General features: G+C 60.4%; 15 protein-coding genes. 13 read left to right on the forward strand and 2 right to left on the reverse strand.

Annotation, left to right across the window (positions count from 1 at the left end; genetic code table 11):
- Positions 1 to 263 precede the first annotated feature (263 nt).
- A complete protein-coding gene (argF, locus tag ACY4LX_RS27090) occupies positions 264 to 1,184 on the forward strand; it encodes an ornithine carbamoyltransferase (protein ID WP_429512212.1) in 921 nt (306 codons plus the stop codon).
- Positions 1,181 to 2,290 carry an ABC transporter ATP-binding protein gene (locus ACY4LX_RS27095; protein WP_463258349.1) on the forward strand — a complete coding sequence of 370 codons (1,110 nt, stop codon included), beginning with the start codon at positions 1,181 to 1,183 and terminating at the stop codon, positions 2,288 to 2,290. Before argF ends, ACY4LX_RS27095 begins: the two co-directional genes overlap by 4 nt.
- 112 nt (positions 2,291 to 2,402) lie before the next feature.
- Here the strand turns inward: ACY4LX_RS27095 and ACY4LX_RS27100 are convergent, their stop codons facing one another.
- Both ACY4LX_RS27100 and ybaK read right to left on the reverse strand, forming a co-directional pair.
- Positions 2,403 to 3,185 (reverse strand): PhzF family phenazine biosynthesis protein, encoded by a 783-nt coding sequence (locus tag ACY4LX_RS27100; protein WP_463258350.1) that lies wholly within the window; start codon positions 3,183 to 3,185, stop codon positions 2,403 to 2,405.
- Positions 3,186 to 3,200: 15 nt separating this feature from the next.
- Positions 3,201 to 3,671 carry a Cys-tRNA(Pro) deacylase gene (gene ybaK / locus ACY4LX_RS27105; RefSeq protein WP_149657992.1) on the reverse strand — a complete coding sequence of 157 codons (471 nt, stop codon included), beginning with the start codon at positions 3,669 to 3,671 and terminating at the stop codon, positions 3,201 to 3,203.
- 368 nt (positions 3,672 to 4,039) lie between these two features.
- On the opposite strand from ybaK, the gene ACY4LX_RS27110 reads away from it, so the two are divergent.
- From ACY4LX_RS27110 to ACY4LX_RS27160, 11 genes are all read left to right on the forward strand, one after another.
- Positions 4,040 to 4,891: an MIP/aquaporin family protein gene (locus ACY4LX_RS27110; RefSeq protein WP_169373308.1), complete on the forward strand. Its 852-nt coding sequence runs from the start codon at positions 4,040 to 4,042 to the stop codon at positions 4,889 to 4,891.
- 74 nt (positions 4,892 to 4,965) lie between these two features.
- The gene (gene glpK / locus ACY4LX_RS27115; protein ID WP_149657994.1) at positions 4,966 to 6,471 is read left to right on the forward strand and encodes a glycerol kinase GlpK; all 1,506 of its coding nucleotides are present in this window, start codon (positions 4,966 to 4,968) and stop codon (positions 6,469 to 6,471) included.
- A 93-nt stretch (positions 6,472 to 6,564) separates the two neighbouring features.
- Complete coding sequence (locus ACY4LX_RS27120) at positions 6,565 to 7,320, forward strand: DeoR/GlpR family transcriptional regulator (protein WP_007916700.1); 756 nt, start codon at positions 6,565 to 6,567, stop codon at positions 7,318 to 7,320.
- Between the two features lie 391 nt (positions 7,321 to 7,711).
- On the forward strand, positions 7,712 to 9,250 hold the full coding sequence (glpD, locus tag ACY4LX_RS27125; RefSeq protein WP_463258351.1) for a glycerol-3-phosphate dehydrogenase: 1,539 nt from the start codon (positions 7,712 to 7,714) through the stop codon (positions 9,248 to 9,250).
- Positions 9,251 to 9,670: 420 nt separating this feature from the next.
- Positions 9,671 to 10,585 (forward strand): glutamate/aspartate ABC transporter substrate-binding protein, encoded by a 915-nt coding sequence (locus ACY4LX_RS27130; RefSeq protein ID WP_149657996.1) that lies wholly within the window; start codon positions 9,671 to 9,673, stop codon positions 10,583 to 10,585.
- 193 nt (positions 10,586 to 10,778) lie between these two features.
- The gene (locus ACY4LX_RS27135; RefSeq protein ID WP_149657997.1) at positions 10,779 to 11,525 is read left to right on the forward strand and encodes an amino acid ABC transporter permease; all 747 of its coding nucleotides are present in this window, start codon (positions 10,779 to 10,781) and stop codon (positions 11,523 to 11,525) included.
- Positions 11,525 to 12,196, forward strand: a complete 672-nt coding sequence (locus ACY4LX_RS27140) for an amino acid ABC transporter permease (RefSeq protein ID WP_463258352.1) — start codon at positions 11,525 to 11,527, stop codon at positions 12,194 to 12,196. Before ACY4LX_RS27135 ends, ACY4LX_RS27140 begins: the two co-directional genes overlap by 1 nt.
- On the forward strand, positions 12,193 to 12,927 hold the full coding sequence (locus ACY4LX_RS27145) for an amino acid ABC transporter ATP-binding protein (protein WP_054045228.1): 735 nt from the start codon (positions 12,193 to 12,195) through the stop codon (positions 12,925 to 12,927). Before ACY4LX_RS27140 ends, ACY4LX_RS27145 begins: the two co-directional genes overlap by 4 nt.
- A gap of 215 nt (positions 12,928 to 13,142) precedes the next feature.
- On the forward strand, positions 13,143 to 15,044 hold the full coding sequence (aauS, locus tag ACY4LX_RS27150) for a two-component sensor histidine kinase AauS (protein ID WP_149658000.1): 1,902 nt from the start codon (positions 13,143 to 13,145) through the stop codon (positions 15,042 to 15,044).
- Complete coding sequence (gene aauR, locus ACY4LX_RS27155; protein WP_149658001.1) at positions 15,041 to 16,369, forward strand: two-component response regulator AauR; 1,329 nt, start codon at positions 15,041 to 15,043, stop codon at positions 16,367 to 16,369. The genes aauS and aauR overlap by 4 nt, the downstream gene beginning before the upstream one ends.
- 8 nt (positions 16,370 to 16,377) lie before the next feature.
- Positions 16,378 to 16,707: a GlpM family protein gene (locus tag ACY4LX_RS27160; RefSeq protein ID WP_178129047.1), complete on the forward strand. Its 330-nt coding sequence runs from the start codon at positions 16,378 to 16,380 to the stop codon at positions 16,705 to 16,707.
- Positions 16,708 to 16,938 lie beyond the last annotated feature (231 nt).

The raw sequence follows: 16,938 nt of genomic DNA on the forward strand, positions 1-16,938 counted from the left end.
GATTGCAATGCCCGGCGGGCCCGGTGTACAAATGACGGACTGCTATCCGGAAACAGGCTTCAAAAGCGCTACTGCGGTCATCCCGTAGCCCCTCTGAATTTCCCTAAAAACCGTAGCCCTATTGGTAAGACGCGACATTTAATTATAAGATCGCGCCTTCCCCTATTTCGTCGCCCCGTGCGGCTTACGCCGCAGGTCTCGCCCGTTTTTCAGTTAAACAAGGCTTTGAGTATCTGCGGTCTGTTGCAAAAAGGTAGTCAATGATGAGCGCAAGGCACTTTCTCTCCCTGATGGATTGCACGCCCGAAGAGCTGGTCAGCGTGATCCGTCGAGGCGTTGAGCTCAAGGACCTGCGTAACCGCGGCGTACTGTTCGAGCCTCTGAAAAACCGCGTCCTGGGGATGATTTTCGAAAAGTCCTCGACCCGCACCCGCATCTCGTTCGAAGCCGGCATGATCCAGCTCGGCGGCCAGGCGATCTTCCTCTCGCCCCGCGATACCCAACTGGGTCGTGGCGAGCCGATCGGCGACTGCGCCATTGTCATGTCGAGCATGCTCGATGCGGTTATGATCCGTACCTTTGCCCACAGCACCCTCACCGAATTTGCCGCCAACTCCCGCGTACCGGTGATCAACGGGCTGTCCGATGACCTGCACCCGTGCCAGTTGCTGGCCGACATGCAAACCTTCCTGGAACACCGTGGTTCGATCCAGGGCAAGACCGTGGCCTGGATCGGCGACGGCAACAACATGTGCAACAGCTATATAGAAGCGGCGATCCAGTTCGACTTCCAGTTGCGCATTGCCTGCCCGGAAGGTTACGAGCCAAACCCTGAGTTCGTGGCCAAGGCCGGCGATCGTGTGACCATCGTCCGCGATCCTCAGGATGCCGTGCGAGGCGCGCACCTGGTGAGCACCGACGTCTGGACCTCCATGGGCCAGGAAGAAGAAACCGCCAAGCGCCTGAAGCTGTTCGCGCCGTTTCAGGTTAATCGCGCCCTGCTCGACCAGGCTGCGCCGGACGTGCTGTTCATGCACTGCCTGCCGGCCCACCGTGGCGAAGAAATCAGTCTCGACCTGCTGGACGACCCGCGCTCCGTGGCGTGGGACCAGGCGGAAAACCGTCTGCACGCGCAGAAAGCCCTGCTGGAGTTTCTGGTTACCCCGGCGTACCACCACGCATGAGCCAGCCATTACTGCTCAATCTGCGCAACCTCGCCTGCGGTTATCAGGACCAGCGGGTCGTGCAAAACCTCAACCTGCATTTGAATGCCGGCGACATCGGTTGCCTGCTGGGCTCTTCGGGCTGCGGCAAGACCACCACCCTGCGGGCCATCGCCGGGTTCGAACCGGTGCACGAAGGTGAAATCCAGCTCGGCGGCGAAACCATTTCCAGCGCCGGATTCACCCTCGCGCCGGAGAAGCGCCGGATCGGCATGGTGTTTCAGGATTACGCCCTGTTTCCGCATCTGAGCGTGGCCGAGAACATCGCCTTCGGGATCCGCAAGCATCCACAAAAGGATCGGATTACCGAAGAGCTGCTGGAACTGGTCAACCTGAGAAACCTCGGCAAGCGCTTTCCCCATGAGTTGTCCGGCGGCCAGCAGCAACGGGTCGCACTGGCCCGCGCCCTGGCGCCGGAACCGCAACTGTTGCTGCTCGACGAACCGTTCTCCAACCTCGATGGCGAACTGCGACGCAAGCTCAGCCATGAAGTGCGCGACATTCTCAAGGCCCGTGGCACCAGCGCGATTCTGGTGACCCACGACCAGGAGGAAGCCTTCGCCGTGAGCGATCATGTCGGGGTATTCAAGGAAGGTCGGCTGGAGCAGTGGGATACGCCCTACAACCTGTATCACGAACCCCTGACACCGTTCGTGGCCAGTTTCATTGGCCAGGGTTACTTCATTCGCGGTCAGTTGAGCAGCCCGGAGTCGGTGCAGACCGAGCTCGGTGAGTTGCGCGGCAATCGGGCCTACACCTGGCCGGTGGGCGGCGCCGTCGATGTGTTATTGCGCCCGGACGATATCGTTTATGCGCCGGACAGCGGGCTGAAGGCTCGTATCGTGGGCAAGACGTTCCTCGGCGCTTCGACCTTGTATCGCTTGCAGATGCCGACGGGTGCTCAGCTGGAATCGATCTTCCCGAGCCATGCGGATCATCAAGTGGGTGCAGAGGTCGGGATCCGCGTGGCGGCCGAACATCTGGTGCTCTTCCAGGCATCCGGCAGCACGGCGGCGCAGATTCCAGCGATCGAATCCGGTGTCCGCCGCTACAGCACCGCCAGCTAACACCGAGACCTGTTCCTGTAGGAGCGAGGCTTGCCCGCGAAGGCGTCGTATCAATCGACACCATCATTGGCCGGCCCGACGCCTTCGCGGGCAAGCCTCGCTCCTACAAGGGTCAACCCAGCATCAGCGTTCCGCTCGCCACAAGCATCGCATTCCCGCCAATCTTCACCCGCTCCCCCTCCAGCCGGCAGAACAACTCCCCGCCCCGGGCCGAGCACTGATAGGCCGTCAGACTCGACTTGCCCAAGCGCTTCGACCAGTACGGAATCAGGCTGCAATGGGTTGAGCCGGTCACCGGGTCTTCATTGATGCCAATCGCCGGCGCGAAGTACCGCGAAACAAAATCATGTTTGCCGCCCTTGGCCGTGACGATGGCTCCCGGCCACGGCAGTTTCGCCAGCGCCGCCATGTCGGGCTTGCAATCGAGCACCGCCTGCTCGGATTCCAGCACCACCAACAACTCATTCGAGCCCAACACATCCACGGCTTCCACACCCAGGGCGCGCTCGACATCCAGGGTTACGCCGACTTCCGACGGGATGATTGCCGGAAAATCCAGCCACAGTCGCCCGCCCTCACGGCTGACGCTCAACAGGCCGGACTTGCAGATGAAATCCAGGCGTTCGGCCGGTTCTTTATAGACTTCAAACAGGACGAACGCGCTGGCCAGGGTCGCATGCCCGCACAGCGGCACTTCAGTGGTCGGGGTGAACCAGCGGATATGCCACGCCAAGCCATCGCGCACCACAAAGGCGGTTTCGGCCAGGTTGTGTTCGGCGGCGATCTTCTGCATCAACTCATCGGCGAGCCAGGCATCGAGCCGATACACCATCGCCGGGTTGCCACTGAACGGCCGATCACTGAACGCATCGACCTGATGAAACTCAAGCTGCATAACCTTCTCCCTGATTCAGGCGCGACCGATATCGGCGAACTTCGCCTGAGTATGTTCGGCCAGTACCGCAGGCGCTAACTCCACTTCCAGACCACGCCGCCCGGCACTGACAAAAATGCTGGCAAAGGGCTGCGCCGATTGATCGATAAAGGTGCGCAGACGCTTCTTCTGCCCCAGCGGGCTGATGCCGCCCAACAGGTAACCGGTCGCTCGCTGTGCCGCTGCCGGATCAGCCATTTCGACTTTTTTCACCCCGGCCGCCTGCGCCAGGTGCTTTAAATCCAGACTTCCGACGACCGGCACCACCGCCACCAGCAATTCGCCTTTCTCACTGGCCGCCAGCAAGGTCTTGAACACTTGCGCCGGGTCCAACCCCAGTTTTTCCGCCGCCTCCAGACCATAGGACGCCGCCTTCGGATCATGTTCGTAACTGTGCACACGATGTTCGGCGCGAACTTTTTTCAACAAATCCAATGCAGGCGTCATGGCAGCTCCAGGCTGGGCGGCAGAAGAAAAACACTGGGCCAGATTCTAGGACATTGATCAGCAAAAGGCTCTATTGCGGCACTATTTCAAAGGCTTGGCGCAGCCCTGCCTGACGGGTTTCGGACCGGGTCGAAAGGCCATCAACACGATCATTCACGAAGCGAATAGTTTAAATATGACTGATGGTTCACTTTCGACCTTTGACAGCAGCGTTTCTTGTCTATATTTTTTCGAATGCGAATACTGCAGGAATGATCGCGAAGCAGTACCCGGCAGTAAACCAAGATCAGGATGGGGATCCTGACTCGGTGAAAATCGCGCTTTGTCCATGATGACCAGGCGCCAGACAACAACAAAAAGAGGTTTCGATGACAACTGCTTTGAAACAACCGCCACTCTCGAGCCAATGCATGGCTGAATTCCTGGGCACTGCGCTGTTGATCTTTTTCGGGACGGGGTGTGTTGCTGCGCTCAAGGTCGCGGGTGCCAGCTTCGGCCTTTGGGAAATCAGCATTATCTGGGGCGTTGGCGTCAGCATGGCGATCTACCTGACCGCCGGGGTTTCCGGGGCTCACCTCAATCCTGCCGTGAGTATCGCGCTGAGCATTTTCACTGACTTCGAAAAGCGCAAACTGCCTTTCTACATCATCGCCCAGGTAGCCGGCGCGTTCTGCGGCGCCTTGTTGGTTTACACGCTTTACAGCAACCTCTTCTTCGATTACGAACAAACTCACCATATGGTTCGTGGCACCCAGGCCAGCCTTGAACTGGCGTCGGTGTTCTCCACCTTCCCGCACCCGGCGCTGTCCACCGCCCAGGCGTTCCTGGTTGAAGTGGTCATCACCGCGATCCTGATGGGCGTGATCATGTCCCTGACCGACGACAACAACGGCCTGCCCAAGGGTCCGCTGGCGCCACTGCTGATCGGCCTGCTGATTGCGGTGATTGGCAGTTCAATGGGGCCGCTGACCGGTTTCGCAATGAACCCTGCACGTGATTTCGGTCCTAAGCTGATGACTTTCTTTACTGGCTGGGGTGAAATTTCCTTCACCGGCGGGCGCGATATCCCGTATTTCCTGATTCCGATCTTTGCACCGATTGTCGGTGCCTGCCTCGGCGCTGCTGCTTATCGCGGGCTGATTGCCCGTCATCTGCCGAGCACCGAACCTGCTACAAAGGACGCAACACCGGCCATTGACGGCAAACCAAGAACTTCTTGATACCGTTGGCGCGTGATCCTGCCCTTTGATCCCACGCCTGACCTCACTTTCTTTTTTCGTCCAAGGCAATCGACATGACCGATATTCAGAATAAGAACTACATCATTGCCCTTGATCAGGGTACGACCAGCTCCCGCGCGATCATTTTCGACCGTGACGCGAACGTGGTCTGCACCGCCCAGCGCGAATTCGTGCAGCATTACCCGCAAGCCGGCTGGGTCGAACATGACCCGATGGAAATCTTCGCGACCCAAAGCGCCGTGATGGTCGAGGCCCTGGCACAAGCCGGCCTGCATCACGACCAGGTCGCCGCCATCGGCATCACCAACCAGCGCGAAACCACCGTGGTCTGGGACAAGACCACCGGCCGCCCGATCTACAACGCGATCGTCTGGCAGTGCCGCCGCAGCACCGAGATCTGCCAGCAGCTCAAACGCGATGGCCACGAGCAATACATCAGCGACACCACCGGCCTTGTGACAGACCCGTACTTCTCCGGCACCAAGCTCAAGTGGATCCTCGACAACGTCGAAGGCAGCCGTGAACGTGCGCGCAACGGCGAGCTGCTGTTCGGCACCATCGACAGCTGGCTGATCTGGAAATTTACCGGCGGCAAAGTCCACGTCACCGACTACACCAACGCCTCGCGCACCATGCTCTTCAACATCCACTCGCTGGAGTGGGACGCGAAGATGCTGGAGATCCTCGACATCCCACGCGAAATGCTGCCGGAAGTTAAATCGTCGTCGGAAATCTACGGCCACACCAAAAGCGGCATCGCCATCGGCGGTATCGCCGGCGACCAGCAGGCCGCCCTGTTCGGCCAGATGTGCGTCGAGCCAGGCCAAGCGAAAAACACCTACGGCACTGGCTGCTTCCTGCTGATGAACACCGGCGACAAAGCCGTGAAGTCCAAACACGGCATGCTGACCACCATCGCATGCGGCCCGAAAGGCGAAGTGGCTTATGCGCTGGAAGGCGCGGTGTTCAATGGCGGTTCCACCGTGCAATGGCTGCGTGATGAACTGAAGATCATCGCCGATGCCACCGACACCGAATACTTCGCCGGCAAGGTCAAGGACAGCAACGGCGTGTACCTGGTGCCGGCGTTCACTGGCCTGGGCGCTCCATACTGGGACCCGTATGCCCGTGGCGCGCTGTTCGGCCTGACTCGCGGCGTGCGCGTGGATCACATCATCCGTGCCGCGCTTGAGTCGATTGCCTATCAGACCCGCGACGTACTCGACGCCATGCAACAGGACTCCGGCGAACGCCTCAAGTCCCTGCGTGTGGACGGCGGTGCGGTAGCGAACAACTTCCTGATGCAATTCCAGGCCGACATCCTTGGCACGCAGGTGGAGCGCCCGCAAATGCGCGAGACCACCGCACTGGGCGCCGCTTACCTGGCCGGCCTGGCGTGCGGCTTCTGGGGCAGCCTGGATGAGTTGCGCGGCAAGGCCGTGATCGAACGCGAATTCGAACCGGCCCTGGAAGAATCGGCGAAGGAAAAACTCTACGCTGGCTGGCTCAAAGCGGTCAGCCGCACCCGCGATTGGGAACCGCATGAAGGCGCTGAATAAGCCAAGCGCGGGACTCTTATAGGGTTGTAACTGGTCGGGAGCGGATTCCTGCGGCATCATGGGCAAATTTTGCGGCAGCCCAAAGGAAGCCCCATGAATCTGCCTCCCCGTCAGCAGCAAATCCTCGAACTGGTCCGCGAACGCGGCTATGTCAGCATCGAGGAAATGGCTACGCTGTTCGTCGTTACACCGCAAACCATCCGCCGCGATATCAATCAGCTCGCGGAAGCCAATTTGTTGCGTCGCTACCATGGCGGCGCGGCCTACGATTCCAGTGTCGAAAACACTGCCTACGCCATGCGTGCCGACCAGATGCGCGATGAAAAGCAGCGTATCGGCGAAGCCATTGCGGCCCAGATCCCCGATCACGCCTCGCTCTTCATCAATATCGGTACCACCACCGAATCGATTGCCCGGGCGTTACTCAATCACAATCACCTGAAGATCATCACCAACAACCTGCACGTGGCCTCGATGCTCAGCGCCAAGGACGATTTCGATGTCCTGCTGACGGGCGGAAACGTGCGGCGCGACGGTGGCGTGGTCGGTCAGGCGAGTGTCGATTTCATCAACCAGTTCAAGGTGGATTTCGCCTTGGTGGGCATCAGCGGCATCGATGAAGACGGCAGCCTGCTGGACTTCGATTATCAGGAAGTGCGGGTGTCCCAGGCGATCATCGCCAACGCCCGGCAAGTGATCCTGGCGGCGGACTCCAGCAAATTCGGGCGCAATGCCATGATTCGCCTGGGGCCGATCAGCCTGATCGATTGCCTGGTGACCGATCAGCAGCCGGTGCCGGCGTTGGCGCAGTTGTTGAGTCAGCACAAGATTCGGCTCGAGGTTGTTTAACCGCCGAAAGCGATTAAACAACCTGTAGGAGCATGGCTTGCCCGCGAGGGCGGCCTTGGGTGCGCCATCGCGTGCAAGCCTTGCTCCTGCAAAAGTCGCAGCAACTCCCCCCTTGTACAGATCGTTCCCACGCTCCGCGTGGGAATGCCGCCCGGGACGCTCCACGTCCCACCTCAAGTGCCGACGCAGAGCGTCTATTGATGCATTCCCACGCAGAGCGTGGGAATGATCTGCGCGCGAATGTTCGTAAATTTTCCTTTCCCGGCCCTTCGATCAGTATTTTCAATCGAAGTTGACTGGCTGTGCGCGGCTTTATGGGCTACCATTTTCGCAAATGAACATTAATGTTCGAATTCAAATATCGAAAATCATAAAAGCCCGAGGCCAGCCGATGCCCACTTCTACCTTGCCTACGCCCCCTCTCGCCGAGGTCTACGATATCGCCGTCATCGGTGGTGGGATCAATGGCGTGGGGATCGCAGCGGATGCCGCCGGTCGCGGCCTCTCGGTGTTCCTTTGTGAAAAGGACGACTTGGCCAGCCACACCTCGTCGGCCAGCAGCAAGCTGATCCACGGCGGCCTGCGCTACCTCGAACATTACGAATTCCGCCTGGTGCGCGAAGCCCTGGCCGAACGCGAAGTGCTGCTGGCCAAGGCCCCGCACATCGTCAAGCAGATGCGCTTCGTGTTGCCGCACCGCCCGCACCTGCGCCCCGCGTGGATGATCCGCGCCGGTTTGTTCCTTTATGACCACCTGGGCAAGCGGGAAAAACTGGAAGGTTCGAAAAGCCTGAAGTTCGGCCCGGACAGCCCGCTGAAAAGCGAAATCACCAAAGGCTTCGAATATTCCGATTGCTGGGTCGACGATGCCCGCCTCGTGGTACTGAACGCCATGGCCGCCCGCGAGAAAGGCGCTCACGTGCACACCCAGACCCGTTGCGTCAGCGCCCGTCGCGCCAAAGGCCTGTGGCACCTGCACCTGGAGCGCGCCGATGGCAGTCTGTTCTCGATCCGCGCCAAGGCGCTGGTGAATGCCGCCGGCCCGTGGGTGGCCAAGTTCATCCGTGACGACCTGAAGATGGATTCGCCGTACGGCATCCGCCTGATCCAGGGCAGCCACCTGATCGTGCCGAAACTCTACGAAGGCGAACACGCGCACATTCTGCAAAACGAAGATCAGCGCATCGTCTTCACCATTCCGTACCTGAACCACTTCACCCTGATCGGCACCACCGACCGCGAGTACACCGGCGATCCGGCCAAAGTGGCGATCACCGAAGGCGAAACCGATTACCTGCTCAAAGTGGTCAATGCCCACTTCAAGAAGCAAGTCAGCCGCGACGACATCCTGCACAGCTATTCCGGTGTGCGTCCGCTGTGCAACGACGAATCCGACAACCCGTCGGCCGTGACCCGCGACTACACCCTGGCGTTGTCCGGCAGTGGCGAAGAAGCCCCGTTGCTGTCGGTGTTCGGCGGCAAGCTGACCACCTACCGCAAACTGGCCGAGTCGGCGCTGGCGCAACTGGCCCCGTACTTCACGCAGATCAAACCAAGCTGGACCGCGACCGCGACCCTGCCCGGCGGCGAAGACATGACCACCCCGCAAGCCCTGTGCGCGAAGATCCGCGATCAGTTCGACTGGGTGCCGACCGAGATCGCCCGCCGCTGGGCCACCACCTACGGCAGCCGCACCTGGCGCATGCTCGAAGGCGTACAGAGCCTCAGCGACCTGGGCGAACACATCGGCGGCGGTCTCTACACCCGCGAAGTCGACTACCTGTGCAGCGTTGAGTGGGCCACCACCGCCCACGACATCCTGTGGCGTCGCAGCAAGCTCGGCTTGTTCACCACCCCGGATGAACAACAGAAGCTGGCGGATTACCTGAGCAAGGTCGAGCAGAGCCGCAGCAAGATCGAAGCCGCCTGATCGGGCATCCGGTTAAACGAAAGCCCCTGAATCGTGAGATTCAGGGGCTTTTTCGTACCTGTCTGCAGGAGCGAGGCTTGCCCGCGAAAGCGGTGTGTCAGCTACATGAATGTTGGCTGACACCCCCTCTTCGCGGGCAAGCCTCGCGCCTACAGGGGTTTCGCGCATTCGGTTTTCCGAACACGACTCGCCGGTCGATTCGGTTTACCGGATAGCCAAAGCGTAAATTCAACGCCACAAAAACTTAATAACCTTTTAAATCAATCACTTGATTCATATCACCTGGCCTGGCACGAGTCATGCTCTACACTCTTGGACGAATGTATTGTCGTGCCCACCCTTCAGGTGCCACCACGCATTCGAAGCACAAAAGGGCCGACGCACTGGCTCCATAAAAAAAACAATGTCGAGGAAAATTTGATGCGCATCGTTCCCCATATCCTGGGCGCAGCCATTGCTGCCGCTCTGATTAGCACTCCAGTTTTCGCTGCCGAGCTCACCGGCACACTGAAGAAGATCAAAGAGTCCGGCGTGATCACCCTCGGGCATCGCGATGCTTCCATTCCGTTTTCCTACATCGCTGATGCTTCCGGCAAGCCGATGGGCTACTCCCATGACATCCAGCTGAAAATCGTCGAAGCCATCAAGAAAGACCTCGATTTGCCAAACCTCCAGGTCAAATACAACCTGGTCACCTCGCAAACCCGTATCCCGCTGGTGCAGAACGGCACCGTGGACGTCGAGTGCGGCTCCACCACCAACAACGTCGAGCGTCAGCAGCAAGTTGACTTCTCCGTCGGCATCTTCGAAATCGGTACTCGCCTGCTGTCCAAGAAAGGCTCTGCCTACAAGGACTTCGACGACCTGAAAGGCAAGAACGTCGTGACCACCGCCGGCACCACGTCCGAGCGCATCCTCAAGTCGATGAACGCCGACAAGCAGATGGGCATGAACGTTATCTCCGCCAAAGACCACGGCGAGTCCTTCCAGATGCTGGAATCGGGCCGCGCTGTTGCCTTCATGATGGACGACGCCCTGCTGGCCGGTGAAGCCGCCAAGGCCAAGAAGGCCGATGACTGGGCCGTTACCGGCACGCCACAGTCCTACGAAATCTACGGCTGCATGGTCCGCAAGGGCGACGAGCCGTTCAAGAAGGCTGTCGACGACGCCATCGTCGCCACCTACAAGTCGGGCGAGATCAACAAGATCTACGACAAATGGTTCATGCAACCAATCCCGCCTAAAGGCCTGAACCTGAACTTCCCGATGAGCGACGAGCTCAAGGCCCTGATCGCCAATCCGACCGATAAAGCGGCTGACGACAAGAAGTCCTGATTTCTGACTAACCTTATCTCCTGAGAGGGCCGCTGCCCTTTCAGGAGGTTGTCACTCCCTGCTGGCATATTTTGGAAACACTCGAACCGGTGGCTGTCGAGCCGATCGCGTGTGCCTGACTTTCAAAGTCGGGCGGGAACGGAGCTTCCCCAGGCGGGCACTTGTACATTGATCGATCCGAGGGGAGACCCTAATGAATTACAACTGGGACTGGGGCGTGTTCTTCAAGTCCACCGGCGTGGGCAGCGAGACGTATCTCGACTGGTACATCTCCGGGCTGGGCTGGACCATCGCCATCGCCGTCGTGGCCTGGATTATCGCGCTGTCGCTGGGCTCGATCCTGGGTGTCATGCGCACTGTGCCGAACCGCATCGTATCGGGCATCGCGACCTGCTACGTCGAACTCTTCCGTAACGTGCCGCTGCTGGTTCAGCTGTTCATCTGGTACTTCCTGGTGCCCGACCTGCTGCCGCAGAACCTGCAGGACTGGTACAAGCAGGACCTGAACCCGACCACCTCGGCCTACCTGAGCGTTGTCGTGTGCCTGGGCCTGTTCACCGCCGCCCGGGTTTGCGAACAAGTGCGCACCGGCATCCAGGCCTTGCCGAAGGGCCAGGAATCCGCGGCTCGCGCCATGGGTTTCAAGCTGCCGCAGATCTACTGGAACGTGCTGCTGCCCCAGGCGTACCGGATCATCATTCCACCGCTCACCTCGGAATTCCTGAACGTGTTCAAGAACTCGTCGGTGGCCTCGCTGATCGGCCTGATGGAGCTGCTCGCGCAGACCAAGCAGACCGCCGAGTTCTCCGCCAACCTGTTCGAAGCGTTCACCCTCGCCACGCTGATCTACTTCACCCTGAACATGAGCCTGATGCTGCTCATGCGCCTGGTCGAGAAGAAAGTCGCCGTACCGGGCCTGATCTCCCTAGGGGGTAAATGATGGAATTCGATTTCTCGGGCATCGTCCCGTCCCTGCCGGGTTTGTGGAACGGCATGGTCATGACCCTGCAACTGATGGCGCTGGGCGTCAGCGGCGGGATCATCCTCGGCACGATCCTGGCGCTGATGCGCCTGTCTCACAACAAACTGCTGTCGAACCTCGCCGGCGCCTACGTTAACTACTTCCGTTCGATCCCGTTGCTGCTGGTCATCACCTGGTTCTACCTGGCGGTGCCGTTCATGCTGCGCTGGATCACCGGCGAAGACACGCCGATCGGCGCCTTCGCGTCCTGCATCGTGGCGTTCATGATGTTTGAAGCGGCGTACTTCTGCGAAATCGTCCGGGCGGGCGTACAGTCGATTTCCAAGGGCCAGATGGGCGCCGCCCAGGCCCTAGGCATGACGTACGGCCAGATGATGCGATTGATCATCCTGCCGCAAGCGTTCCGCAAGATGACCCCGCTGTTGCTGCAACAGAGCATCATCCTGTTCCAGGACACCTCGCTGGTATACGCGGTCGGCCTGGTGGACTTCCTCAATGCCTCCCGTGCCAGTGGCGACATCATCGGTCGCTCCAACGAGTTCCTGATCTTCGCAGGGCTTACGTACTTCACAATCAGCTTTGCCGCCTCGCTGCTGGTCAAGCGTCTGCAAAAAAGGTTTGCCGTATGATCTCTATCAAGAACATCAACAAGTGGTATGGCGACTTCCAGGTACTGACTGATTGCAGCACCGAGGTCAAAAAAGGCGAAGTGATCGTGGTCTGCGGGCCGTCCGGTTCGGGCAAGTCGACCCTGATCAAATGCGTCAACGCCCTGGAACCGTTCCAGAAAGGCGACGTGGTGGTCGATGGCACGTCCATCGCCGACCCGAAGACCGACTTGCCGAAACTGCGTTCGCGCGTTGGCATGGTGTTTCAGCATTTCGAACTGTTCCCGCACCTGTCCATCACCGAAAACCTGACCATCGCGCAGATCAAGGTGCTGGGCCGCAGCAAGGAAGAGGCCACCAAGAAAGGCCTGCAATTGCTGGAGCGCGTCGGCTTGTCGGCTCACGCCCACAAGCATCCCGGCCAACTCTCCGGTGGCCAGCAACAGCGTGTGGCGATTGCCCGTGCGCTGGCGATGGACCCGATCGTCATGCTGTTCGACGAACCGACCTCGGCGCTGGACCCGGAAATGGTCAACGAAGTGCTCGACGTGATGGTGCAACTGGCCCATGAAGGCATGACCATGATGTGCGTAACCCACGAAATGGGCTTCGCCCGTAAAGTGGCCGACCGCGTGATCTTCATGGACCAGGGCAAGATCATCGAAGACTGCAAGAAAGAGGAATTCTTCGGCGACATCAGCCACCGCGCCGAGCGTACGCAGCACTTCCTCAACAAGATTCTGCAGCACTAAAAGCACTACACCGAACTCTGTGGCGAGGGAGCTTGCTCCCGCTGGGTCGCGCAGCGGCCCCAAACCTGCCAATGCCTGCTGTCTGACACACCGCATTGGCCGGTGTAACGACTGCTTCGCAGCCGAGCGGGAGCAAGCTCCCTCGCCACAGGTCCGCGTTCGACTGGAAACCAGAGCAAGCCTGTTGCCACGCTGGTTGACCCAAGGCATCTGTGATGAAATGCGACCCCACTCTCTATCGCGCCGCGCCGCCATCACTCGCCGTGAAACCCCGTCTGATTCGCCATCTGTTCCTGCCGCCGCTGATCATCGCCCTGATGATCGGATTGGGTTACATCGGCTTCTGGGTCAGTGAACACTACGGGATTCGCAGCCTCAGCGAGAATGGCCAGCGTCAACTTGAGCTGCATGCCCGCGCCGTCGAGAGCGAGATCAGCAAGTACACCTACCTGCCCAGCCTGCTGGAACTCGAATCCAGCGTTTCAAAACTGCTGGATGAGCCGTCGTCGGAAACCCGGCAAACGGTCAATGAATACCTTGAAGGCCTGAACCGGCGCAGCCGTAGTCGGGCCATCTACGTCATGGACACCACCGGCCGTGTGCTGGCCACCAGCAACTGGCGCGATGTCGACAGTTACCTCGGTGAAGACCTGTCCTTTCGCGCCTATTTCCAGAACGCCGTGCGCGGTCAGCCGGGGCGCTTCTATGGCATCGGCAGCACCAACGGCGAACCCGGTTATTACCTGGCCCACGGCCTGGAAGAACACGGCAAGATCATCGGCGTCGCCGTGGTCAAGGTCCGGCTCGAAGCCATGGAGGAACGCTGGCAGCGGGCGCGTCTGGAAGCCTTCGTCAGCGATGAGAACGGCATCATCATTCTCTCCAGCGACCCGGCGCGACGCCTCAAATCCGTGGTGCCGCTGAGCGACGAGACCAAGGAAAAACTCGCCCGCAGCTTGCAGTACTACTGGTTCCCGCTGAACGAACTGCAACCCTTGGCCCGGGAAACCCTGGCTGAAGGCGTGGAGAAACTGACCTTCCCCGCCAACAGCGAACTGGCCTCCGACGAACAGGACATCACCTACCTCGCCCAGACCCGACCGTTGAGCGACACCCCGTGGAATTTCACCCTGCTCACGCCCCTGGCGGATTTGCGCCGTGAGGCGATCAACCAGGGGATTCTGGTGGCGGTGGCGTTTGCCCTGGTGGCGTTCCTGCTGATCGCCTGGAACGAGCGACGCAAGGTCATCGCTACGCGTCTCGCAGCCCGGGAAGCCTTGCAGGAAGCCAACAATCAGCTGGAGCGTCGGATTACCGAACGCACCACCGATTTGCGTGCCAGTAACGAACGGCTCAAGGGCCAGATCCGCGAACGGCGTCAGGCCGAAGAGACGTTGCGCCGGGCCCAGGATGAACTGGTCCAGGCCGGCAAACTGGCGGCCATCGGCCAGATGTCCACCAGCATTGCCCACGAATTGAACCAGCCGCTGGCGGCACTGCGGACCTTGTCCGGCAACACCGTGCGCTTCCTCGAGCGCGGTCAGCTGGACGTCGCCAGCACCAATCTCAAGACCATCAACGAACTGATCGACCGCATGGGCCGGATCACCGCCAGCCTGCGTTCCTTCGCCCGGCGTGGTGACGACAAAGGCCAGGCCAGCCTCGGCAAAGCGGTGGACGCGGCCCTGCAACTGCTCGGCAGCCGCATGGAAAGCGCGCATCTGGACCTGCACCGCGACTTCAACGACGTGCAGGTGCAAATCGACCAGACCCGTCTGGAGCAGATCCTGGTCAACCTGATCGGCAATGCCCTTGACGCCATGCAGTCGCAACCGCTCCCAGCGCTGTGGCTGGAAGGCGAAGAGTACGACGGCAAATATCGCCTGCGGGTGCGCGACAACGGCCACGGCATCGACGCCGAAGCGCGCAAGCACTTGTTCGAACCCTTCTTCACCACCAAACCCGGCGAACAGGGCCTGGGCCTCGGCCTGACCCTCTCCGCCAGCCTGGCCGCGGCCACCGGCGGCCATTTGGGCGTCGAGCACCCGGCCAGCGGTGGTACCACTTTCGTCCTCAGTTTACCGTTGGTAAGCCCCACTCCCGCCGAGCCAATATGAACAACGACCTTAGTGTGCTGATCGTCGAAGACGACCCCCATGTGCTGCTCGGCTGCCAGCAGGCGCTGACCCTGGAAGACATTCCCTGCGTGGGCGTGGGCAGCGCCGAAGAAGCCCTGGAGCGGGTCGGCGACAACTTTGCCGGGATCGTCATCAGCGACATCCGCTTGCCGGGCATCGATGGCCTGGAATTGCTGACCCGGCTCAAGGCCCGGGACCGCAGCCTGCCGGTGGTGTTGATCACCGGTCACGGCGACATCTCCATGGCGGTCGGCGCGATGCAAAAAGGCGCCTACGATTTCATGGAGAAACCCTTCTCCCCGGAACGCCTGGTGGACGTGGCCCGCCGCGCGCTTGAGCAACGCAGCCTCGCTCGCGAAGTCTCGTCGCTGCGTCGGCAACTGGCGGAACGGGATTCCCTCGAAGGCCGGATCATCGGCCGCTCGCCAGCCATGCAGAATCTGCGTGAGCTGATCGCCAACGTCGCCGACACCTCGGCCAACGTGCTGATCGAAGGCGAAACCGGCACCGGCAAGGAACTGGTTGCCCGTTGCCTGCATGACTTCAGTCGCCGCCACACCAAACAATTCGTCGCGCTGAACTGCGGCGGTCTGCCGGAGAACCTGTTCGAAAGCGAAATCTTCGGCCACGAAGCCAACGCCTTCACCGGCGCCGGCAAGCGGCGGATCGGCAAGATCGAACACGCCGACGGCGGCACGCTGTTCCTCGATGAAGTGGAAAGCATGCCGCTGCCATTGCAGATCAAACTGCTGCGGGTGTTGCAGGAACGCACCCTCGAACGCCTCGGTTCGAACCAGAGCGTGGCGGTGGATTGCCGGGTGATTGCGGCGACCAAATCCGACCTGGATGAGTCGAGCAAAAAGGGCGAATTCCGTAGCGACCTGTATTACCGCCTCAACGTGGTGACCCTGGAACTGCCGCCGCTGCGCGAGCGCCGCGAAGACATCCTGCAACTGTTCGAACACTTCCTGCAGCAGTCGTCCCTGCGCTTCGACCGCGCGGTGCCGGAGCTGGACAACCAGACCCTGTCCAACCTGATGAGCCACGACTGGCCAGGCAATGTGCGCGAGCTGCGCAATGTCGCCGAGCGTTACGCCCTCGGATTGCCCGCGTTCAAGAAGTCCGGCGCCAGCGGCAGCAATCAGGGCCTGGCCTTCGCCGAAGCGGTGGAAGCTTTCGAGCGCAACCTGCTCAACGACGCCTTGCAGCGCAGCGGCGGCAACCTGACCCAGGCCAGCCTGGAACTGGGAATGGCCAAGACCACGCTGTTCGACAAGGTTAAAAAGTACGGGCTGAGCCACTGATGGACCTGATTCTCAAAGCGGCGCTGGGCGCGGGCGTGGTGCTAATCCTCGCGGCCCTGGCCAAGACCAGAAACTACTACATCGCCGGGTTGGTGCCGCTGTTTCCGACCTTTGCGTTGATTGCGCACTACATCGTCGGCAAGGGCCGTTCGGTTGAGGATCTGAAAACCACCATCGTGTTTGGCATGTGGTCGATCATTCCGTATTTCGTCTATTTGGCGACGTTGTACGTGATGGTCGATCGGATGCGGTTGGAGGCTTCGCTGGCGGTGGCGGCGGTAGGCTGGTTGATTGCCGCGACAGTGCTCGTGTCAGTGTGGGTTCGCCTGCACGCCTGACACCCCTGTAGGAGCGAGGCTTGCCCGCGAAAACGGTGTGTCAGGCAACATTGATGTCGGCTGACAGTCCGTCTTCGCGGGCAAGCCTCGCTCCTACAGGTCCACGTTGATCGTTCCCACGCTCTGCGTGGGAATGCCTCTAGGGACGCGGAGCGTCACGGGCTGCATTCCCACGCAGAGCGTGGAAATGGTCATCAGGTGCTGGCCCGCCCCTTGCATTTACCCCCACAG

The organism is Pseudomonas sp. Emmai, assembly GCF_055179735.1.

Excerpts from the sequence above, each read along its gene's own strand:
- ACY4LX_RS27110 (WP_169373308.1), top strand. The coding sequence starts at position 4,040 with ATGACAACTGCTTTGAAACAACCGCCACTCTCGAGCCAATGCATGGCT.
- ACY4LX_RS27130 (WP_149657996.1), top strand. The coding sequence starts at position 9,671 with ATGCGCATCGTTCCCCATATCCTGGGCGCAGCCATTGCTGCCGCTCTG.
- ACY4LX_RS27100 (WP_463258350.1), bottom strand. The coding sequence starts at position 3,185 with ATGCAGCTTGAGTTTCATCAGGTCGATGCGTTCAGTGATCGGCCGTTC.
- ACY4LX_RS27120 (WP_007916700.1), top strand. The coding sequence starts at position 6,565 with ATGAATCTGCCTCCCCGTCAGCAGCAAATCCTCGAACTGGTCCGCGAA.
- argF (WP_429512212.1), top strand. The coding sequence starts at position 264 with ATGAGCGCAAGGCACTTTCTCTCCCTGATGGATTGCACGCCCGAAGAG.
- glpD (WP_463258351.1), top strand. The coding sequence starts at position 7,712 with ATGCCCACTTCTACCTTGCCTACGCCCCCTCTCGCCGAGGTCTACGAT.
- ACY4LX_RS27140 (WP_463258352.1), top strand. The coding sequence starts at position 11,525 with ATGGAATTCGATTTCTCGGGCATCGTCCCGTCCCTGCCGGGTTTGTGG.
- ACY4LX_RS27135 (WP_149657997.1), top strand. The coding sequence starts at position 10,779 with ATGAATTACAACTGGGACTGGGGCGTGTTCTTCAAGTCCACCGGCGTG.
- aauS (WP_149658000.1), top strand. The coding sequence starts at position 13,143 with ATGAAATGCGACCCCACTCTCTATCGCGCCGCGCCGCCATCACTCGCC.
- ACY4LX_RS27145 (WP_054045228.1), top strand. The coding sequence starts at position 12,193 with ATGATCTCTATCAAGAACATCAACAAGTGGTATGGCGACTTCCAGGTA.
- ACY4LX_RS27095 (WP_463258349.1), top strand. The coding sequence starts at position 1,181 with ATGAGCCAGCCATTACTGCTCAATCTGCGCAACCTCGCCTGCGGTTAT.
- ybaK (WP_149657992.1), bottom strand. The coding sequence starts at position 3,671 with ATGACGCCTGCATTGGATTTGTTGAAAAAAGTTCGCGCCGAACATCGT.
- aauR (WP_149658001.1), top strand. The coding sequence starts at position 15,041 with ATGAACAACGACCTTAGTGTGCTGATCGTCGAAGACGACCCCCATGTG.
- glpK (WP_149657994.1), top strand. The coding sequence starts at position 4,966 with ATGACCGATATTCAGAATAAGAACTACATCATTGCCCTTGATCAGGGT.